Origin of the sequence: Acidovorax sp. NO-1, assembly GCF_000238595.1 — a bacterium.
In the GTDB taxonomy this organism is placed as follows: domain Bacteria; phylum Pseudomonadota; class Gammaproteobacteria; order Burkholderiales; family Burkholderiaceae_C; genus Acidovorax.
The window spans coordinates 32,289-52,118 of sequence record NZ_AGTS01000140.1 but is presented as its reverse complement, the minus strand read 5'-3'; the positions used below and the strand labels follow the sequence as shown (position 1 = coordinate 52,118).

Genomic DNA, 19,830 nt, shown 5'->3' with positions numbered 1-19,830 from the left:
TCGGAATTTTAAATGAACTGCTAATGAAAATTAATTATTTCACTAATGCCTGCAATTATTGTCGGTAGAAAGGACTGATCTGCTCCTGTTACGCCATTCAATTCTGGGCCGTCTGGAGGTGTTGGCTGAAAGGAGTAGGTGATGATTAGATTGCCGCCCCCGTTGCTATCGATCCTCATGTAAAGTCCAGGTTCGACGCTTTCTAGCTTTGCGCTGACTTGAGATGTCGGGTTTAAATAAATAGATCGAAGCTGTTTTTCAAAAGAACTAAGCTCACCTGGCATAACGTTCCATTGGAAATTTGCAGTTAGCCCTGCAGTTTGAAAAGAAACTTGCAGATGAATCCAATCAAAATAAGGCCCGCCAGAGCCTTCAATCTTGCGCTCCAGAGGTGATAGAGCGATTCTGAAGTCGGGTAGTGAAATCTCAAGCATGGCTAATAATACATGAAATGCAAAATTGTCCAATCAGATTCTCTTACCACCACTTCTAAAGTTTTAGCCTCTTTTTGATAAACCGTCCCCCGCTTGACAAAAGAAACATTTGTATTTCGTAGCGGAAGGCGCCTACCACACCTTGAGGATCCGGCAGTTTTTTGCCGAATTGGATTGCCAGATGGAGAATGTGCACAGGTACGAACCGACCGGGGTTTGCCATGTGCATAGCGGTCTTTTCTATGAATTTAATCCGCTTGGCGCTAGGTGCAAAAATTCTAGAGCGCAGAGTTGCCACAATACTCTTGGTAGTTACGGCGCCAATCTTGACCAAATCCGGTGATTTTCTTGCAAGATTTGTTGCCGCAGACCATCCGCTTCGAAGAACTTTGAACCCTAGTACTCCGATAATAATGAAATCCTCTGGCCCGAAAGTCGACCGTTCGAGTGGTGACTCCTCAATACCCACTTGTTGTCCGTGGGCATCATAAATATGCCACACGCCCCTTGTGCCCTCCCAGGAATAACCAATGCACGCGCCAATGGTCTCGTCAAGTATTGGCTGCGCGTTGACGGGAAGGCCCGGCGGTCTGATCCCAAAATAACTATTCAGTACCGGCAGGGTATCTGTGTCTATATCTATTGAAAGATCTGCGGAACTGTAGGCTGCACAACTCGAGGTTTTGATGTTTATCATGGGGTCTTGATATATCAAACTTCTACACGCCTTGCTTCAGCGAAGCCTCGATGAACGCGTCCAGATCGCCATCCAGCACCTTTTGCGTTGCCGAGATTTCCACGTTGGTGCGCAGGTCCTTGATGCGGCTGTTGTCCAGCACGTAGCTGCGAATCTGGTGGCCCCAGCCCACGTCGGTCTTGGTGTCTTCCAGCTTTTGCTGCTCTTCCTGGCGTTTGCGCATCTCGTAGTCGTACAGGCGGCTGCGCAGGCGTTGCCAGGCCACGTCGCGGTTGCTGTGCTGGCTGCGCCCGTCCTGGCACTGCACCACGATACCGGTGGGGATGTGCGTTAGGCGCACGGCCGAGTCGGTCTTGTTGATGTGCTGGCCGCCCGCGCCGGATGCGCGGTAGGTGTCGGTGCGCACATCGGCCGGGTTGATGTTGATCTCGATGGAGTCATCAATCTCGGGATAGACAAACAGCGAGGCAAACGAGGTGTGGCGGCCGCCCGAGCTGTCGAAAGGGCTCTTGCGCACCAGGCGGTGCACGCCGGTTTCGGTGCGCAGCAGGCCGTAGGCGTATTCGCCCTCGATCTTGATCGTGGCGCTCTTGATGCCGGCCACGTCGCCGGGCGTTTCTTCTTCGACCGTGGCCTTGAAGCCCTTGCGCTCGGCGTATTTGAGGTACTGGCGCAGCAGCATGCTGGCCCAGTCACAGGCTTCGGTGCCACCGGCTCCGGCCTGGATGTCGACAAAGCAGTTGAGCGGGTCGGCCTCGTTGCTGAACATGCGGCGGAACTCCAGTTCCTCGATCAGCGGGCGCAGCTTGGCGGTTTCGGCCTCGATGGTCATGAGGCCGGCCTCGTCGCCTTCCTCCTTGCTCATCTCATACAGCTCGGTGTTGTCAGCCAGCTCGCGCGTGAGCTTGTCCAGCGTGACCACCACGCCGGAGAGTGACTTCTGTTCCTTGCCCAGCTCCTGGGCTTTCTTGGGGTCGTTCCAGACCGCCGGGTCTTCCAGCGATGCGTTTACCGTGCGCAGGCGTTCGAACTTGGCATCGAAGTCAAAGATACCTCCGTAACTCAGCGGTGCGCTGAGCCAGGTCTTCGAGGGTGGTGCCGATGAGGTTGATGCGTTCTGCGTCCATGGTGCGGGTCCTGGGTGTTCTGTGAAATAACCCACGATTTTCTCATGGGAAGGGCGTCGGCCCCTCCAATGCCCCTTGAAGGGCCCGCGAGCCCGCCACAGCGCAGGGTAAAGCGGCGGAGCCGCCAGACTGCTATGCAAAAATAATAGCTGTCAGCGCTTGTTGGATAAGCGCTGGCGGCCCATTTCATTAAGAATCCCGGTTACGTTTCGTTGAGGAACTGTTCGATCAGCTGCGCCACCTGCTCGGGCTGGTCGTGGTGCAGCATGTGGCCGGCGTCCGCCACCGCGGCCGTGCGGCAGTTGCGCACATGGGTCAGGCGCTGGTGGTATTCGTCCAGCGTGTAGCGGCCGTTCCACCACTGGCCCAGGCTGTCGCCGCTGGCCTCGATGGCCAGCACGGGGGCGGTAATGCGCTCGTAGATGGCCAGGGCCTCGTCCACGCGGTACAGCTGAGCGCTGGTGATCTTGTGCGCCGGGTCGCCCAGGATCTCCCACAGGCCCTGCGCATTGGGTCGCGCCCAGTGCCGGGCCAGCCATTGGGCCTTGTCTTCGGACAGGCGGGGGTTGGTCTTCATCAGGCGGCGGGCCACGCCGTCTGCGCTGTCGTAGGTTTTCAGGTCCTTGGTGCCCTGGTGCAGCTGCTTGATTTCGTCGATCCACTGCGCATAGCGCGTGGGCGCCTGCGCGGGGCGTGTGGCAGGCAGGCCAAAGCCTTCCAGGTTGACCAGCCTGCGCACGCGCTCCGGTCGCACGCCGGCGTACATCATGGCCACGTTGCCGCCCATGCTGTGGCCCACCAGGTCGATGGCCTCACCGGGGGCGTAGTGGTCCAGCAGCAGGTCGAGGTCGGCCAGGTAGTCGGCAAACACATAGTGGTCCACCGGCGCCCCGGTGGTGAGCCCGAAGCCGCGCCAGTCGGGGGCGATGATGCGGCGTTCCTGCTGCAGCGCGTCCACCGTGAACTGGTAGGAGGCACTCACGTCCATCCATCCGTGCACCAGCACCAGCGTGGGCAGGTGGCTGTTTTCGGGGCCCCAGTGGCGGACGTGGTATTTGAGATGGCGCAGGGCCAGCGTGCTGCTGCGCGAGGGTTTGATGGCTTGGTACATGCTGCAGCAATGTTAAGCCGAGGGCCGGGCCCGCATGCCCCCATGGCTGTCGCCAAGGAGTCCGGCGCCCTGCAGGCATGGGCGTTCGCTTGTACCATCGCCTGCCAGCGTGTTTGGCCCCGCGGCGGGCCTGTTTCTGTCTTCACCATCCGGAGTCTTCACCGCATGAACAAAGTCCCCCTGGGTCAGAGTGACCTGCTTGTCACCCCCATCTGTCTGGGCACCATGACCTTCGGCGAGCAGGTCCATGAGGCCGATTCGCATGCCATCCTGAGCCAGTCGCTCGCGCGCGGTGTGAACTTCATCGACACGGCCGAGATGTATGCCGTGCCCGCCAGGGCCGAGACCTTCGGTGCCACCGAGACCATCATCGGCAACTGGATTGCAAAGAACCCCGGCGCGCGCCAGAAGCTGGTGGTGGCGACCAAGGTGGCTGGCCCATCGCGCGGCATGCCCTGGGTGCGCGAGGGCAAGGGCATGACGGCCGCCGACATCGTGGCTTCGTGCGAGGCCAGCCTGCGCCGCCTGCAGACGGATGTGATCGACCTCTACCAGATCCACTGGCCCGAGCGCCATGTGCCAGCGTTTGGCAACCTGTATTACGACCCCGCCAAGGAAACGTCGCAAACCCCCATCCGCGAGCAGCTCGAAGCACTGGCCGGGCTGGTGAAGACGGGCAAGGTGCGCTATATCGGCCTGTCGAATGAAACCCCCTACGGCGTGCACGAATTCGTGCGCCTGGCCGAGCAGCACGGCCTGCCGCGTGTGGCCACGGTGCAGAACCCGTACTGCCTCATCAACCGCACCTGGGAAAACGGGCTGGACGAAACCTGCCACCGCCTCAACGTGTCGCTGCTGGCGTATTCACCCCTGGGCTTTGGCCTGCTGACCGGCAAGTACGACGAGAGCGGCATCACTGGCCCCGCCGCCCCCCAAGGTGCGCGCATTGCATCGTATGAATCCGTGCGCAAGCAGCGCTGGGGCCGCCCCGAGGCGCTGGAGGCATCGCGCCGCTACAACCAGCTGGCGCGTGACCATGGCATGACGCCCACGCAGATGGCGCTGGCGTTCTGCTACACCAAATGGCAGGTGGCCAGCACCATCATCGGCGTGACGTCGGTGGCGCAGCTGGACGAAGACCTCAACGCGTGGGGCACCACGCTGTCGCCCGACATCCTGAAAGCCATCGACGCGATCCGCTGGGAGCTGCGCGACCCGGCGCTTTGAGGGTGGTGTTGGCGCGTTGGCGGGGCCACCGAATTGTTTATGCAGGCAGGCACCATGGCGAAGAAAGACAAATCCGCACATGTGAGCGAGACGCCCGCCACGCAGATGTTGCGTGCGCGGGGCGTGGCGTTCACCGAGCACCCTTACGACTACATGGAGCACGGCGGCACCGAGGAGTCGGCGCGGCAACTGGGGCTGGACGAGCACATGGTGGTCAAGACGCTGGTCATGCAGGACCAGGACGCAAAACCGCTGATCGTGCTGATGCATGGCGACCGCAAGGTGTCCACCAAGAACCTCGCGCGCCAGATCGGTGTGAAGAGCGTGGAGCCATGCAAGCCCGAGGTGGCCAACCGGCACACGGGTTATCTGGTGGGGGGCACATCACCGTTCGCCACACGCAAGGAGATGCGTGTGTACATCGAGCACAGCATTCTGGCGCTGCCCCGCATCGCCATCAACGGCGGGCGGCGGGGCTTTCTGGTGCAGATCGATCCGCAGGTGTGCGTGCAGTTGCTGGCGGCGCAGCCGGTGCAATGCGCGCTGGGCGCCGAAGTTGCCGGGTGAGCTTCGGCACCGCGCAGGCCGCGCGGCGGGCCGCAGGCACACCATCCCGCTATCGCCCAGGATGCGTGGCCTGCCATGCCCCCGCGCTGACGGGTCTGCGCTGGCCCTGACCGCACACGATGGCGAATCCATTCATGGTTGCTAACCTTATCGTCGGCATGCTCTGCGTGCACCTGCTGTGCTTTGCCATCATGTTCTGGCTGATCAGCACACGCCTGCAGGGCCACAGGCTGGGCATGAATGCTTTTGCCCTCGGCAACGCGATGCTGGGCACCGCCTACATGCTCCAGCTGCTGGGCGGCCCGCCCGACTGGAATGCGCTGAGTGTGGTCAACCACACACTCACCCTGTGCGTGCCGCTGGTTTTCGCGGTGGGCGCTGTGCGGTTTTTCGGCCGCGATGCGCCCTTGCTGCAGCCCGTGCTTGCGCTGGCGTTGGGCTACACGGTGGCCCAGGTGCTGGTGCAGTGGGTGGCGGGCCCGGTGGCACGCTATGCAATGCTCTCGTTCGCCTCCGCGGTGATGTTTTTCGCCATGACCGCGGCTGTGGTCTATGCCATGCGCAACGTGGCCAAAGAGCTGCGTGTGGAGATGACGCTCTTTGCCGCGCTGATTGGCGGGCTGGGCGTGCTCAATGCCATCAAATGCGTGCTGGTGGCCCAGGACGGTCTGCAGGCCCTGGACATGGGCAACCGTTTTCAGATCGGGTTCTATATCTACATGTCGTTCCTGGCCACAGTGCTGGCCCCCGCGATGATCTGGCTGGTGCTGCGCCGTCTCACCGATGAGCTGCAGGCCGCAGCAGCGCGCGATCCCCTCACGCAGTTGCTGAACCGTCGCGGCCTGCATGCGGGGCTCGAAACCTATTTCCGTTCGCGCACCGCCAGCCCTGCACGCCTGCTGCTGCTGGACATCGACCATTTCAAACGAATCAACGATTCCCATGGGCACAAGGCCGGGGATGTGGTGCTGTGCCATGTGGCCGACGCGCTTCGCCAGACGCTGCGGCGCGGTGACCTGGCCAGCCGCCTGGGGGGCGAAGAGTTTGTGGTCGTCTGCCTGGATGCCGACCACGAGGGCGTGATGCACCTGGCCGAACGTCTGCGCGAAGTCATTGAACGGCAGTCGGTGCCCACGCCGGGGCCGGACGGGCCGCTGCGCTGCACCGTCACCATCGGCGTCTCGCTGCCTTTCAACGGTGTGGACGGGCTGGATGTGGCATTGCAGGAGGCCGACGCGGCGCTTTATCGTGGCAAGAAGGCGGGGCGCAACCGCGTCGAGCCGGGGCGGCCGGGCAGTAAAGTTCTGGCCGCAGATGCCATCGACGGAGCCCTCCGGCCGGGTTGACGCGCCATCCGCGCGGGTTGCGGGTGGCAAAATGTCGCGCTGGGGTTGCTGGTGGTTGCGCGAGCACTCCCAGTGCTCCATTCCATTGCAGCCTTTCAAGAAAGTCTCTCCGTGTCCCTTGCCTATTGCGCCCTGGCGACTGTCGCCGCCTACCTGCTGGGTTCGCTTTCGTTCGCCGTCATCGTGACCCGTGTCATGGGCCTGAACGATCCGCGGACCTACGGCAGCAAGAACCCTGGCGCCACCAACGTTCTTCGCTCGGGCAGCAAGGCGGCTGCGATCATCACGCTGGTGCTGGATGCCGTGAAGGGGTGGCTGCCTGTGGCGCTGGTCGTCGCATTTGGCAAACCGTATGGCCTGGAAGATGGCACGGTGGCGCTGGTGGGGCTGGCAGCGTTTCTGGGCCATCTATGGCCGGTGTTCTTCCGCTTCGAGGGCGGCAAAGGTGTCGCCACTGCGCTCGGCGTTCTGCTGGGCATCAGTGTCTGGCTGGGGCTGGCCACCGCTGCCACCTGGCTCATCATTGCGTTTTTCTTTCGCTATTCGTCGCTGGCGTCGCTGGTGGCAGCGGCCTTTGCACCTGTGTACTACCTGCTGGTCGATGGCGTGGTGTGGTATGCCGAAGGCACGATTGCCGGCTCCATCGTGGTAATGGCCATGCTGCTGGCCTGGCGCCACAAGGAGAACATCCAGCGGCTGATTGAAGGCAAGGAGTCGCGACTGGGCAGCAAGAAGGCTGCGTCTGCCGCCGAGGGTACGGCACACCCGGCGAAAAAGTAGCGCAAGGTGCCGCGGCGGCGGGCACACAGTGTGCGCCTACAGCGCGCCGCGTCCTGACACCAGCCCCCGCAGCCCCGCGCTGTGCTGGGCGGCATAAAGACCAAGCCGCATCATGGTGCGGTGGTTGAGCTCCAGGCTCACGGCGGAGCGGGCCAGGGCCGACTGGATGCGCGGCTTGCCGGTGGCTGTCTGGTACAGGCTGGGCTGTGCATGATGGTGGCCTGCGCGGTCGAGCAGGCTGGCGACCAGGGGGTGGTTGGCCTTTTCACTGCGGCGCAGCACGATGGCGGTGTCGCCGTTGTCGAGCTTCACAAAAGTGCCTGGCGGGCACAGGCCTATCGAGCGCACCAGCGTGTAGCTCACCTCATCGTGCTGCTCGATCTCCTGGCCCACAATGGCGCGCACCGAGTCGGTGGCGCTGCGGCCCGCGCGCGACTTGCGCGGGCTGATCATCGCGGCATAGCGGTCGATGGTGCCCAGGATGCGCGTCAGGCGATCCTCGGGGGCCTGGGTGGCCAGCGGTATGCGGTCGGTCATGGTGGCGTGGTGCTGGCCCACCACATCCAGCCACAGCGTGTCGGTGATGTGAAGGCGCTGCAGCAGTATCAGGCTCTCTTCCGGGTGGCTGCGGATGGCCTCTTGCTGGGCGGCGGTGGGGCGCTCCCGCTGCTCGGCCAGTTCGTCCTGCAGGCGTGTCATGCCAATGTTCATGGTGAGGGCCGCACGCACCAGGCTGTCCCGTTCACGGGGCGGCAGCTGCAGCTCCTGCGCCATGATGTGGCACAGCGTGCCGCACACCAGCGCGTGGGACGCGCTGTAGCCCACGGTGGATGTCGAGGCCAGCTGAAACATCAGGTACAGCGCCGCATCGATATCGTGCGCCACCAGATCCTGCAGCCAGTGGTCAAACTGCCGCACCTTGGCCGCGAAGTCCTGCACCTGCAGCGGCCGGGAGAGCAGCATGGACAGGGCCGACTCCAGGTCTGACCACAGGCTCAGAAGATCCTCGTACTCCCCTTCGGTGCTGTGGTTGGCGGTACTGGGGTGGGCAGACATGACAGGGCTCAGTTGCGCTTTTCCAGCACCATCTGGTCGTTGATGCGGGTCATCTGGAACTGCGTCAGAAAACTATTGCCCAACAGAACATAGGGCATGGGTTCGGGGGTGACAATGGCTTCGACGCCCAGCACCTCGACGTCGCCCAGCCGCACGGAGTCCAGCCGTATGCGCCAGCCCTGGGCCACGCCATTGGCGGTGTTCATGCGCACCGGCTCGCCGTTTTTGTAGTTCAGCACCATGCGATCAGCGTCGGTGCGGCCGATGGCGATGGTCGATGCACCCGTATCCACCATGTACTGCATCACGCGCCCGTTGATGGTGCCGGTGTTGACAAAGTGGCCCCGGCTGTCGGCCATGAGCACGATGCGCTTGCCACTGCCGCTGCGCGCGCCGACGCTCACGGGGGCCTCGCCCAGGCGCAGCGTGCGCCGGGCGCCGCTGATTTCGATCGTTGCCTCTTCTTTGGTGACGGCGATGACCTTGACGCCCTGGAACTCGTCCCCCGCACCCACGGCCTTGGGCGGGTTGGCATCCACAACCAGCAAGGCCTTGCTGCCCAGCATGCCCGCCAGTGCCACCGCCTGCGCATGCGCCCAGGACGGAGCCAAGCACAGAGCAACCAGCGCGGCCAGGGCAAAGGAGTGGATCGTCATTCGTTGATGGCGCTGTGCGCCTCCACCGTACCCCGGAACTGGCGCGGCCCAGGCGAGGGACGCCAAGCAAGGGCCGCCCCGCAGCGAGGGCGGCGTCCCCCTGGAGGGGGAAGGCGCGAAGCGACGCAGGGGGCGCTCCATCTCAGTCACGGAAGTTGTCGAACGACAGCGGCACGTCGGTCACATCCTTGCGGATCAACGCCATGGCCGCCTGCAGGTCGTCGCGCTTGGCGCCGGTAATGCGTACCTTGTCCTCCTGGATGGCGGCTTGCACCTTGAGCTTGCTTTCCTTCATCAGCTTCTGGATCTTCTTGGCCAACTCGCTCTCGATGCCGTTGCGCACCTTGATGACCTGCTTGACCTTGTCGCCGCCCATCTTCTGCACATCGCCCATGTCCAGAAAACGCACGTCCACATTGCGCTTGGTGAGCTTGTTGCGCAGCACGTCCTCGATCTGGGTGAGCTGGAAGTCGGCGTCGCCGATCAGGGTGATGTCCTTGTCCTTGATCTCGATGCTGGCCGATGTGCCCTTGAAGTCGAAACGGGTGCCGATCTCCTTGGCGGTGTTCTCCACGGCGTTTTTCACTTCAACCAGGTTGGCTTCACAGACGGTGTCAAAAGATGGCATGGGTGGCTCTCAATCTCAGGGGAAAACAGCTACGGGTCGCAGGCGCCCCAAAGCGTGGAGGCAGGGGCGGGTGCGACAATCGGGCCAATGGTAGTCGAGAAAAACGCCCCTTTGCAGCCCTGCAACACCTTTGGCATTGCTGCGCGTGCCCAAACCCTGGTGCGTGTGCGCTCCGTGTCGGATCTGAAGGCCGTTCTGGCCGATACGGACCTGGCCCCTGCACCCAAGTTTGTGCTGGGCGGTGGCAGCAACATCATCCTGACGGGCGACGTGAAGCCCGTGGTGCTCAAGATGGAAATCAAGGGGCTGCGCTTGGTGGAGGAAACCCCCAGGGCCTGGATCGTGGAGGCCGGCGCGGGCGAGGTCTGGCACGACGCGGTGGCCTGGACGCTGGCGCACGGGTTCCCGGGGCTGGAAAATTTGGCGCTCATCCCGGGCACGGTGGGCGCCTCGCCCGTGCAGAACATCGGTGCCTATGGCGTGGAGCTGCAGGACCGGTTTGAATCGCTCGACGCTGTCGATCTGGCCACCGGCCAGCCGTTCAGCCTGGATGCCGCGCAATGTGGCTTTGGCTACCGCGACTCCGTCTTCAAGCATGCGCCGTCTGAAGCACCCGACGGCAGCGGGATGCCGCGCGGCATGGGCCTGGCGGGGCGCGCGGTCATCACCCACGTCCGCTTTCGACTGCCTAAGCCCTGGAAGCCCGTGCTGGGTTACCTCGACCTGGAGCGCCGCCGCGTTGAGGCGGGCGTGGAGCATCCCAGCGCACAGCAGATTTTTGACTGGATCTGCGACATTCGCCGCGCCAAGCTGCCCGACCCGGCGGTGGTGGGCAATGCGGGCAGCTTCTTCAAGAACCCCACGGTGTCGCCCGACCAGTGCGCCGACATCATCGCGCGCGAGCCCAGGATCGTGCATTACCCCATGCCCGACGGCAGCATCAAGCTGGCGGCGGGCTGGCTGATTGATGCCTGCGGCTGGAAGGGAAAATCCATCGGCAAGGCCGGGGTGTACGAAAAGCAGGCCCTGGTGCTGGTCAACCGGGGGCAGGGCGCCGACAGCGTGACGGGCGGCGAGGTGATGACCCTGGCCAAGGCCATCCAGACCAGCGTGTACGAGCGCTTTGGCATCCGGCTGGAGCCCGAGCCGGTGGTGGTTTAGACCAGCAGCCAACCTTCCCCGCAAAGAAAAAAGCCACCGTTTCCGGTGGCTTTGCTCATATATATGTAGCTGCTAGCGCTTGATGGGTAAGCGCTAGAGCCATTTTTGACCCATATTCTGGGCCCAAGGTTTATTTGCGGTCGTTTTCCAGCTGCGCCAGGGCGGCATTGCCCCCCAGCGACAGCAGGCCAGCGCGCGAATACACGCCCAGCTTGTCGCGCGTGTCCGAGATGTCCAGGTTGCGCATGGTCAGCTGGCCAATGCGGTCCAGCGGGCTGAAAGGTGCGTCTTCCACCTTCTCCATCGACAGGCGCTCGGGCGCGTAGGTCAGGTTGGGCGACTCGGTGTTCAGCAGCGAATAGTCGTTGCCACGGCGCAGTTCCAGCGTCACGGTGCCGGTCACGGCGCGGGCCACCCAGCGCTGGGCGGTTTCGCGCAGCATGATGGCCTGCGGGTCAAACCAGCGGCCCTGGTACAGCAGGCGGCCGAGCTTCAGGCCATTCATGCGGTACTGCTCGATGGTGTCTTCGTTGTGGATGCCCGTCACCAGGCGCTCGTAGGCGATGTGCAGCAGCGCCAGGCCCGGGGCTTCGTAGATGCCGCGGCTCTTGGCTTCGATGATGCGGTTCTCGATCTGGTCGCTCATGCCCAGGCCATGGCGGCCGCCGATGCGGTTGGCTTCCAGGATCAGCTCGACCGGGTCGTTGAACTCCACCCCGTTCAGGGCAACGGGCTGGCCTTCTTCGAAGCGCACCGAGACTTCCTCGGCCTTCACTTCGACCTCGGGCTTCCAGAACGCCACGCCCATGATGGGGTTGACGATGCGGATGCCGCTGGACAGGAACTCCAGGTCTTTTGCCTCGTGCGTGGCCCCCAGCATGTTGCTGTCGGTGCTGTAAGCCTTCTCGGCGCTCATCTTGTAGCCAAAGCCGGCCTTGGTCATGAAGGCCGACATCTCGGCCCGGCCGCCCAGCTCGTCGATGAACAGCTGGTCCAGCCAGGGCTTGTAGATCTTGAGCGAGGGGTTGGTCAGCAGGCCGTAGCGGTAAAAGCGCTCGATGTCGTTGCCCTTGAAGGTCGAGCCGTCGCCCCAGATGTTGACGTCGTCTTCCTTCATCGCGGCCACCAGCATGGTGCCGGTCACGGCGCGGCCCAGGGGGGTGGTGTTGAAGTAGGTGAGGCCGCCGGTAGAAATGTGGAAGGCGCCCGCCTGCAGGGCGGCGATGCCTTCGTGGGCCAGCTGGGTGCGGCAGTCCACCAGGCGGGCCTTCTCGGCGCCGTATTCCATGGCCTTGCGCGGGATCTCGTCGTAGTCGGGCTCGTCAGGCTGGCCCAGGTTGGCGGTGTAGGCGTAGGGCATGGCGCCCTTGAGCTTCATCCAGTGCAGTGCTGCGCTGGTGTCCAGGCCGCCGGAGAATGCGATGCCGACCTTCTGGCCGAGGGGGAGGTTCTGGAGGATGGTTGCCATGGAATGCTTTTCAAAAATGATAGCTGATAGCGCTTGATGGATAAGCGCCAGAGGCCAAAAACAGTCAAATTTCAGCCAGAACGATCAACCGAAATGGCAAATGTAGTGGTAGGCCTCGGTCACCCGGATGTCGAACCTGGAATTGCCGGGCACGTTGAACTTGTCGCCCGCCGACGACTTGACCCAGGCGTCGGTGCCGTCCAGCTTGTACTCGCACGAGCCCGCCACGCATTCCATGATCTCGGGCGCGCCGGTGTTGAAGGTCAGTGTTGCAGGCAGCACCACGCCCACAGACTTCTTCGTGCCGTCCGGGAAGGTGATGCCGTGGCTCACGCACTTGCCGTCAAAGTACACATTGGCCTGGGTGGTGACGGACACGCCGTCGATTTTTTCGGTGGTCATGGAATGCGCTGCAGGGGTTGGAGGAAACCCGCGATTTTAGGGCAGGGGGCGGGCAGCCTTGCCGCACCGGGCGTCTGAACAATCCCCATCTGTCATCTGGAGCCAAAAAAAAGAGCCCCGAAGGGCTCCTGGTGATGCTGCCTGGCGGGGCCGGCAAGGGCTCAGCGCCAGTAAGGGTTGCGGTGGTGGGGGTAATAAGGACGGCTGTCGTAGCCGTACTCGATCACCGTCACGGGCGGCGTCACATAGGTGGGCTGCTGGTACACCGGTGGCGCAGGGTAGGTGGAGGTGACCACGCCAGGCTGGCTGTACACGCCTTGCGATGCATAGGGATCGGGCTGCGTGGAATAGGTCTGCCCTGCGGGTTGCACCGTCACAGGGATCCAGCGGCCCGGGTCGCTCTGCGTGCGGGTGGTGTACTGGCGCCCTGCGTATTCATACACCACGTCGTAGCCGACGGTGCGATTTTCATAATAGGTTTCGGTGGTGCAGCGCTGCACGTTCTGGTATTGGGGCTGCCCGCCTTCGATCTGGTTGCCCAGAACCGCACCCCCGATCAAACCAATGGCGGTGGCGGCTGTGCGCCCGCTGCCCTTGCCGATGGCGTTGCCGGCAGCACCGCCCGCAATGGCACCGATCACCGCGCCCGCACCGGTCGTGCGGTTGCCGTTGTAGACGGTTTCGTTGCCGCACACCTGCTGCGGTGTGGCAACCTGCTGCACGATGGGGGTTGCCGAGAGCACGCGGCCTTGTTCCTGGGCGCTGGCCACGGTGGCAATGGCCGCCATGGCAGAAAAAACGACGATCTTTTTCATGGAGAAACTCCTTTCGGGTCGGTACATAACGCACCAGACTGGAGAAAAGTTTAGGCCCCCAGGGTCAATTCGGCGCTTGCCAGCCGTAAATCTGCGTAAAGATTTGTGCAATTTTTCCGGTCAGCGGCCGATGCGATCACTTGGCTGCAGCTTCGTCCAGCCATTGTTGCCACTGGTCGGGCACAAAGCCCACGGAGATGTGCAGCTGGTCACCCTGCTGCCATTCCACCACCGGCCGTTTGATCACGCTGGGCTGGGCTTGCAACAGCACGCTGGCGCTGTGCTCGTCGGTGACCGATGCCTGGGTGGATGCATCCAGTTTGCGCCAGGTGGTTCCCTGCCGGTTGACCAGCTTTTGCCAACCTGCTGCTGCCATCCAGTCAGGCAGGCGGTGGGCGGGCACCCCTTGTTTCTTGAAGCCGTGAAACTGAAAGTCCACGCCACGTTCGGACCACCACGCGCGGGATTTCTTGACGGTGTCGCAGTTCGGAATGCCGTAGACGGTGATGCGTGAGGTTGTCATGCCGCGCATCATCCCCGAACTTGCGGCTGGGCGACAATCCCGCCCTGTATGCAAACCAAAATCCACACACTGGAAGGCTGGCTCCGCCATTGCGAGCAGCTTCATCCCCGCAATATCGACATGGGCCTGGACCGTGTCCGCGAAGTGGCCCGCCGCATGGTGCTGCGGTTTGACTGCCCCGTGATCACGGTGGCGGGCACCAACGGGAAGGGCTCCACCTGCGCCATGCTGGAGGCCGTGGCGCTGCAGGCGGGTTACCGCACGGGTGTCTATACCTCGCCCCACCTGGTGCACTTCGAGGAGCGGTGCCGCGTTCACGGCGATATAGTGCATGCTTCGGATCTGATAGCGCACTTTGAAGCAGTGGAAAGCGCCAGAACCCAAAACGGCAATGAAATATCGCTGACCTACTTCGAATTCACCACACTGGCCATCCTGCGGCTCATGAGCCATGCACGGCTGGACGTGGCCATTCTCGAAGTGGGCCTTGGCGGGCGCCTGGATGCCACCAACGTCATCGATGCCGACTGCGCCATCATCACCAGCATCGACATTGACCACACCGAGTTCCTGGGGCCTGACCGCGAAAGCATCGGCCGGGAAAAGGCCGGCATCATGCGCACCGGCCGCCCGGTGATCGTGGGCGACCCGATGGCGCCGCAGAGCGTCATTGACCATGCGCTGGAGATCGGTGCCGACCTGTGGCGCTTCGGCAAGGATTTCAACTTCTCGGGCGACAAACAGCAGTGGAGCTGGGCCGGCCGGGGCCGTCGCTATGCGGGGCTGGCGTACCCGTCGCTGCGTGGCGCCAACCAGCTGATCAACGCATCGGGGGCACTGGCGGCCCTGGAGGCCCTGCGCGAGCGCATTCCGGTCACAGCCCAGGCGGTGCGCAACGGCCTGGCCATGGTGGAGCTGCCGGGGCGCTTCCAGATCGTGCCCGGGCAGCCCACGCTGGTGCTGGACGTGGCGCACAACCCGCATTCGGTGGCCGCGCTCACGGCCAATCTGGATGCGATGGGGTTCTTTCCAACGACGCATGCGGTGTTTGGCGCCATGGCCGACAAGGACCTGGCCCCCATGCTGGCCAAGGTGGGCCCGCTGGTGGACCGCTGGTACTTCACTGATCTGCCAACCCCACGCGCCGAGACAGCTGCTGTCCTGCAGCAGAAATGGAATGCCCTGCAGATGGTGGCGGGCGGGCGCCGCGATGTGACCTCCAGCCTGCACGCGGACCCCATGCAGGCGCTGCAGGCGGCGGTGGCTGCGGCAGACCCCGCTGATAGAATCGTGGTCTTTGGCTCGTTTTACACGGTGGGTGGTGTGCTGATCAACGGAACACCGCGCCTGCACGCCAAACATCTGGGCCAGTAGGCCGGTTCTGCGGTCCGAACGAGTCGTTACTCCATGGCATTTTTCAAGTTTCGGTGGCCCGGTCAGGGTGAACAAGCTCAGGCCGAAAAGCCGTCCAAACGCCCGCGCGCACCGCAGGCCGAGAGCATTGAAGTGATGCGGCGACGTGCGCGCCACCGGCTGATCGGCGCGGCCGTGCTGGTGCTCATCGGGGTGGTCGGGTTTCCCATGCTGTTTGACACCCAGCCCCGGCCGATTCCCGTGGACATCCCGATCGAGATCCCCGACCGCAACAAGGTGGCCCCCCTGGTGGTGCCCGCACCGGTTGCCCAGGCCCCCGCTGCGGCCAGTCCTTCGGCTCCACCCGCGGCGGCCTCTGCGCCGCGGCCTGCCGCGCAGGGCGGTGGCAGTGCGTCCGGCAACGGGCTTGCCGATGGCGAAGAGCTGGTGCAAGGGGCGCGCCCAGCACCCGCAAGACCCGCTCCCGCAGTCCCTGCCAAACCAGAGCCGAAACCGGAGCCGAAACCAGAGCCTCCCAAACCGCCTGTGCAGCGCCCTGACGAAGCCGCCAGGGCCCGCGCACTGCTGGAAGGCCGGTCGGCAGAGCCTGCCGCAGCGGCGGCAGCGGAAGAGGGCCGGTTCATTGTTCAGGTGGGGGCGTTTGCCGACGCCGAGAAAGCCCGGGAGGCGCGTACCAAGGTGGAACGCGCGGGCCTGAAGACGTATACGCAGGTGGTTGATACCAAGGACGGAAAGCGCACGCGGGTCCGTGTGGGGCCCTTTGCCAACCGCGCAGACGCCGACAAGGCTGCTGCCCGCATCAAGGCGCTGGATCTGTCGGCTTCGGTGCTGACGCTCTAGCCAGGTGCAAGAGCTGCCCGTGTCCATGGCTGCGCTGGACTGGATTTTTGTGGTGGTGCTCCTCGCCTCCATGCTGATGGGCGCATGGCGCGGGTTGGTGTTTGAGGTGTTGTCACTGCTGGGTTGGGTGGTGTCTTTTTTTGTGGCGCAGTGGTTCGCGCACGACGTGGCCGCAATGCTGCCCATGGGTGATGCCTCGGATTCTTTGCGGTACGCCGCTGGATTCCTGGCAGTGTTCGTGGCGTCGGTGTTTGCGTGCGGGTTTATCACCTGGCTGGCCAAAAAGCTGGTCGAGTCCATTGGATTGCGGCCGGCTGATCGCACACTGGGCGCTGCGTTCGGTGTTCTGCGCGGGCTGGTGTTGCTGCTTGCCGTGGCGGTGGTGGCAGGCCTCACGCCCATGCACGAAGCCCTGTGGTGGCAGGAATCCCGGGGGGCGCCGCTGTTGGTCGATATGCTGCGGGGGCTGAAGCCGGCATTGCCGGAAGAATTTGGAAGGCATCTGCCTTCCTGATAACGATGCGACGGCGGTCAGAAGCTGCTGTCGCTGGGTTGCCGCGGGGCTGTTCCCGCAAACGGATGGAATACAACTATGTGTGGAATCGTCGGCGTCGTCAGTCCAGCGCCCGTCAATCAGCTGATCTATGACGCCTTGCTGCTGTTGCAGCACCGTGGTCAGGATGCCGCGGGCATCGTGACCCAGCAGGGCCGCAAGTTCTTCATGCACAAGGCCAAGGGCATGGTGCGCGACGTGTTCCGCACCCGCAACATGCGCGCATTGCCGGGTAACGTGGGCCTGGGCCAGGTGCGGTATCCCACAGCGGGCAATGCCTACAGCGAAGAAGAAGCGCAGCCGTTTTACGTCAATGCCCCTTTCGGCATTGTTCTGGTGCACAACGGGAACCTGACCAATGCGCGTGAGCTGCGCACCGAGCTGTTCCAGACGGATCACCGCCACACGAACACCGACAGCGACTCGGAAGTGCTGCTCAATGTTTTTGCGCACGAACTGGAGCGCTCCACGCGTGGCGTGCCGCTGCAGCCCGAGGATGTCTTTACTGCCGTACGCGCTGTGCACAAGCGCATCAAAGGCTCTTATGCAGTGATCGCGCTGATTGCGGGACACGGCCTGCTGGCTTTCCGTGATCCGCATGGCATTCGCCCGCTGGCCATGGGGCGCAGCCAGGACGGAACCGTCATGGTGGGCAGCGAATCGGTGGCGCTGGAGGGCACCTCGCACGTGTTCGAGCGCAACATCGACCCTGGCGAAGCGATTTTCGTCACGCTCGACGGCAAGCTCCATGCACAGCAGTGCGCCGAAAAGCCTCAGCTGAACCCCTGCATTTTCGAGTTCGTTTATCTCGCTCGCCCTGACTCGGTGCTGGATGGTATTTCCGTCTACCAGGCGCGCCTGAATCTGGGGGAGGCCCTGGCAAAACGGGTTATCTCCACGGTGCCGCCCAACGAAATCGACGTGATCATTCCCATCCCTGAATCCAGCCGCCCCAGCGCCACACAGCTTGCGCACCTGCTGGGTATCCCGTACCGCGAGGGGTTCGTGAAGAACCGCTATGTGGGCCGCACCTTCATCATGCCGGGCCAGGGTGTGCGCAAGAAGTCGGTGCGCCAGAAGCTCAATGTGATCGGCAGCGAGTTCAAGGGCCGCAACGTGCTGCTGGTGGACGACTCCATCGTGCGCGGTACCACCAGCCGCGAGATCGTGCAGATGGCGCGCGACGCCGGTGCCCGCAAGGTATACCTGGCCAGCGCAGCGCCGCCGGTGCGCTATCCCAACGTGTACGGCATCGACATGCCCACCAGCAGCGAGCTGGTGGCGCATGGCCGCACGGTCGATGAAATCCGCCAGGCGATAGGCTGCGATGCGCTGATCTACCAGGACGTGGACGGCATGAAGAAGGCGGTGGGCTCGCTCAACGGCGCCATCGCGGGCTTTGATGCGTCGTGTTTTGACGGCGTCTACGTGACGGGCGACATCACCGCAGAAGGCATCGCCAGCCTTAACGAAGGTCGCGTGGGCGTGGAAGAGGGCGAGGAAGACACCTCGCGCCTGGCGCTGCCCAACGCCCAGGAAAACTAAAAAGTGAGCGCCTGGCGCTTGCTGGTCAAAGGTTTCGATATCCAATCGTTTTGAAACCGATAACTGGCAAGCGCTGGCAGCTCCTGATTTTGAAGCAGACTACATGACGACGCAGAAAACACGCACCCGCTTTGCCCCTTCGCCCACGGGCTTCATTCACCTGGGCAACATCCGCTCGGCGTTGTATCCGTGGGCCTTCGCACGCGCCACGGGCGGCGACTTCATCCTGCGGATCGAAGACACCGATCTCGAGCGCTCCACCCAGGCCGCCGTGGACGTGATCATCGAAGGCATGGCCTGGCTGGGCCTGGACCACGATGAAGGCCCTTACTACCAGATGCAGCGCATGGACCGCTACAAGGCCGTGCTGGCCGAGCTGCAGGCCGCGGGCCACGTGTACCCCTGCTACATGAGCGTGGCCGAGCTCGACGCGCTGCGCGACAAGCAGATGGCCGCCAAGGAAAAGCCCCGGTATGACGGCACCTGGCGCCCCGAGCCCGGCAAAACCCTGCCGCCCGTTCCTGCCGGAGTGCAGCCCGTGCTGCGTTTCAAGAACCCGCAAGGTGGCGTGGTGGCCTGGGATGACAAGGTCAAGGGCCGCATCGAGATCAGCAACGACGAACTCGACGACCTGGTGATTGCGCGGCCGGACGGCACTCCCACCTACAACTTCTGCGTGGTGGTGGACGATATCGACATGGCCATCACCCATGTGATCCGGGGCGATGACCATGTGAACAACACGCCGCGCCAGATCAACATCTTCCGCGCTCTGGGCAAGGAGCCGCCGGTGTATGCCCACCTGCCCACCGTGCTCAACGAGCAGGGCGAGAAGATGAGCAAACGCAACGGCGCCAAGCCTGTCACGCAATACCGTGATGAAGGCTACCTGCCCGACGCCATGGTGAACTACCTGGCGCGCCTGGGCTGGAGCCACGGCGACGACGAGATCTTCAGCCGCGAGCAGTTCCTGCAGTGGTTCAACCTCGACCACCTGGGGCGCAGTGCGGCGCAGTTCGACGAAGCGAAGCTGCGTTGGGTCAATGCCCAGCACTTGAAGGCCATGGCCGACGATGCACTGGCCGCGCTCGTGGCGCCTCAGTTGCACAAGCGGGGTGTATCTGCCGAAGCGCTGGCAGATGGTCGGCTTGTGCGAATTTGCGCTTTGTTCAAGGACCGCTGCGACACCACAGTGGCCCTCGCCAACTGGGCCCAGGTCTTCTACGGGGACGTCACACCGGTGGACGCCGAGCGTGCACAGCATGTCACCGAGGCCATTGCTCCCGCGCTGGATGCACTGGCCGATGCGCTGTCAACGTGCGAGTGGGACAAGGCCTCCATCAGCGCCGCCTTCAAACAGGTGCTGACGGCGCACGGCCAGAAGATGCCCCAACTGGCAATGCCGACGCGGGTGTTGACGGTGGGTACGGCCCACACGCCATCGGTGGATGCCGTGCTGGAATTGGTCGGCCGTGAAAAAGTTGTAGCGCGTTTGCGAAACCGTTGAAAATCTGTCTATA

The 19,830-nt window shown here is 63.3% G+C and carries 21 protein-coding genes; 10 read left to right on the top strand and 11 right to left on the bottom strand.

The annotated features are described in order from the left end of the window. Positions 1-20: 20 nt before the first annotated feature. The 4 genes from KYG_RS24535 to KYG_RS19555 form a co-directional block, all read right to left on the bottom strand. Positions 21-434 carry a hypothetical protein gene (locus KYG_RS24535; RefSeq protein ID WP_237707300.1) on the bottom strand — a complete coding sequence of 138 codons (414 nt, stop codon included), beginning with the start codon at positions 432-434 and terminating at the stop codon, positions 21-23. A 55-nt stretch (positions 435-489) separates the two neighbouring features. Then, complete coding sequence (locus KYG_RS24530) at positions 490-1,131, bottom strand: hypothetical protein (RefSeq protein ID WP_139019420.1); 642 nt, start codon at positions 1,129-1,131, stop codon at positions 490-492. 22 nt (positions 1,132-1,153) lie between these two features. Beyond that, positions 1,154-2,258 (bottom strand): peptide chain release factor 2 gene (gene prfB, locus KYG_RS19560; RefSeq protein ID WP_139019419.1). Its coding sequence is split into 2 segments (ribosomal slippage): positions 1,154-2,176 and positions 2,178-2,258, totalling 1,104 coding nucleotides; the frame shifts between segments, so codons are not numbered across the junction. Between the two features lie 202 nt (positions 2,259-2,460). Beyond that, positions 2,461-3,369 carry an alpha/beta fold hydrolase gene (locus KYG_RS19555; protein WP_008906659.1) on the bottom strand — a complete coding sequence of 303 codons (909 nt, stop codon included), beginning with the start codon at positions 3,367-3,369 and terminating at the stop codon, positions 2,461-2,463. 165 nt (positions 3,370-3,534) lie between these two features. On the opposite strand from KYG_RS19555, the gene KYG_RS19550 reads away from it, so the two are divergent. The 4 genes from KYG_RS19550 (at position 3,535) to plsY (ending at position 7,289) form a co-directional block, all read left to right on the top strand. Next, positions 3,535-4,596, top strand: a complete 1,062-nt coding sequence (locus KYG_RS19550; RefSeq protein WP_008906658.1) for an aldo/keto reductase — start codon at positions 3,535-3,537, stop codon at positions 4,594-4,596. 54 nt (positions 4,597-4,650) lie between these two features. Beyond that, the gene (gene ybaK, locus KYG_RS19545) at positions 4,651-5,163 is read left to right on the top strand and encodes a Cys-tRNA(Pro) deacylase (RefSeq protein ID WP_034695477.1); all 513 of its coding nucleotides are present in this window, start codon (positions 4,651-4,653) and stop codon (positions 5,161-5,163) included. 134 nt (positions 5,164-5,297) lie between these two features. Beyond that, entirely contained in the window at positions 5,298-6,509 is a 1,212-nt protein-coding gene (locus KYG_RS19540; protein WP_008906656.1) for a GGDEF domain-containing protein, read from the top strand. Positions 6,510-6,620: 111 nt separating this feature from the next. After that, a complete protein-coding gene (gene plsY, locus KYG_RS19535; RefSeq protein WP_008906655.1) occupies positions 6,621-7,289 on the top strand; it encodes a glycerol-3-phosphate 1-O-acyltransferase PlsY in 669 nt (222 codons plus the stop codon). Positions 7,290-7,325: 36 nt separating this feature from the next. On the opposite strand, the gene KYG_RS19530 is transcribed toward plsY, so the two are convergent. The 3 genes from KYG_RS19530 to KYG_RS19520 all read right to left on the bottom strand — a co-directional run bounded on the left by KYG_RS19530 (position 7,326) and on the right by KYG_RS19520 (position 9,629). Next, a complete protein-coding gene (locus tag KYG_RS19530) occupies positions 7,326-8,345 on the bottom strand; it encodes an HD-GYP domain-containing protein (protein WP_008906654.1) in 1,020 nt (339 codons plus the stop codon). Between the two features lie 8 nt (positions 8,346-8,353). Beyond that, complete coding sequence (locus KYG_RS19525; RefSeq protein ID WP_008906653.1) at positions 8,354-9,001, bottom strand: TIGR02281 family clan AA aspartic protease; 648 nt, start codon at positions 8,999-9,001, stop codon at positions 8,354-8,356. A gap of 142 nt (positions 9,002-9,143) precedes the next feature. After that, on the bottom strand, positions 9,144-9,629 hold the full coding sequence (locus tag KYG_RS19520) for a YajQ family cyclic di-GMP-binding protein (protein ID WP_008906652.1): 486 nt from the start codon (positions 9,627-9,629) through the stop codon (positions 9,144-9,146). Positions 9,630-9,716: 87 nt separating this feature from the next. Between KYG_RS19520 and murB the strand changes: the two genes are divergently transcribed. After that, complete coding sequence (gene murB / locus KYG_RS19515) at positions 9,717-10,790, top strand: UDP-N-acetylmuramate dehydrogenase (RefSeq protein WP_008906651.1); 1,074 nt, start codon at positions 9,717-9,719, stop codon at positions 10,788-10,790. Positions 10,791-10,920: 130 nt separating this feature from the next. On the opposite strand, the gene argG is transcribed toward murB, so the two are convergent. The 4 genes from argG to KYG_RS19495 all read right to left on the bottom strand — a co-directional run bounded on the left by argG (position 10,921) and on the right by KYG_RS19495 (position 13,998). After that, positions 10,921-12,258 (bottom strand): argininosuccinate synthase, encoded by a 1,338-nt coding sequence (argG, locus tag KYG_RS19510; protein WP_008906650.1) that lies wholly within the window; start codon positions 12,256-12,258, stop codon positions 10,921-10,923. Between the two features lie 84 nt (positions 12,259-12,342). Then, entirely contained in the window at positions 12,343-12,660 is a 318-nt protein-coding gene (locus KYG_RS19505) for a pyrimidine/purine nucleoside phosphorylase (protein WP_008906649.1), read from the bottom strand. A 161-nt stretch (positions 12,661-12,821) separates the two neighbouring features. Then, positions 12,822-13,475, bottom strand: a complete 654-nt coding sequence (locus KYG_RS19500) for a glycine zipper 2TM domain-containing protein (RefSeq protein WP_008906648.1) — start codon at positions 13,473-13,475, stop codon at positions 12,822-12,824. Between the two features lie 136 nt (positions 13,476-13,611). Beyond that, positions 13,612-13,998 (bottom strand): arsenate reductase, encoded by a 387-nt coding sequence (locus KYG_RS19495; protein ID WP_034695472.1) that lies wholly within the window; start codon positions 13,996-13,998, stop codon positions 13,612-13,614. Positions 13,999-14,046: 48 nt separating this feature from the next. Here KYG_RS19495 and folC point away from each other — a divergent pair, with 48 nt between their 5' ends. From folC to gltX, 5 genes are all read left to right on the top strand, one after another. Further along, a complete protein-coding gene (folC, locus tag KYG_RS19490) occupies positions 14,047-15,372 on the top strand; it encodes a bifunctional tetrahydrofolate synthase/dihydrofolate synthase (RefSeq protein WP_008906646.1) in 1,326 nt (441 codons plus the stop codon). A 33-nt stretch (positions 15,373-15,405) separates the two neighbouring features. Next, a complete protein-coding gene (locus KYG_RS19485; protein WP_008906645.1) occupies positions 15,406-16,212 on the top strand; it encodes an SPOR domain-containing protein in 807 nt (268 codons plus the stop codon). 25 nt (positions 16,213-16,237) lie between these two features. Then, a complete protein-coding gene (locus tag KYG_RS19480; RefSeq protein ID WP_008906644.1) occupies positions 16,238-16,726 on the top strand; it encodes a CvpA family protein in 489 nt (162 codons plus the stop codon). 78 nt (positions 16,727-16,804) lie between these two features. Beyond that, positions 16,805-18,310: an amidophosphoribosyltransferase gene (gene purF / locus KYG_RS19475; protein ID WP_008906643.1), complete on the top strand. Its 1,506-nt coding sequence runs from the start codon at positions 16,805-16,807 to the stop codon at positions 18,308-18,310. A gap of 103 nt (positions 18,311-18,413) precedes the next feature. Further along, positions 18,414-19,817, top strand: coding sequence for a glutamate--tRNA ligase (gene gltX, locus KYG_RS19470; protein WP_008906642.1), 1,404 nt, complete (start codon positions 18,414-18,416; stop codon positions 19,815-19,817). Positions 19,818-19,830 lie beyond the last annotated feature (13 nt).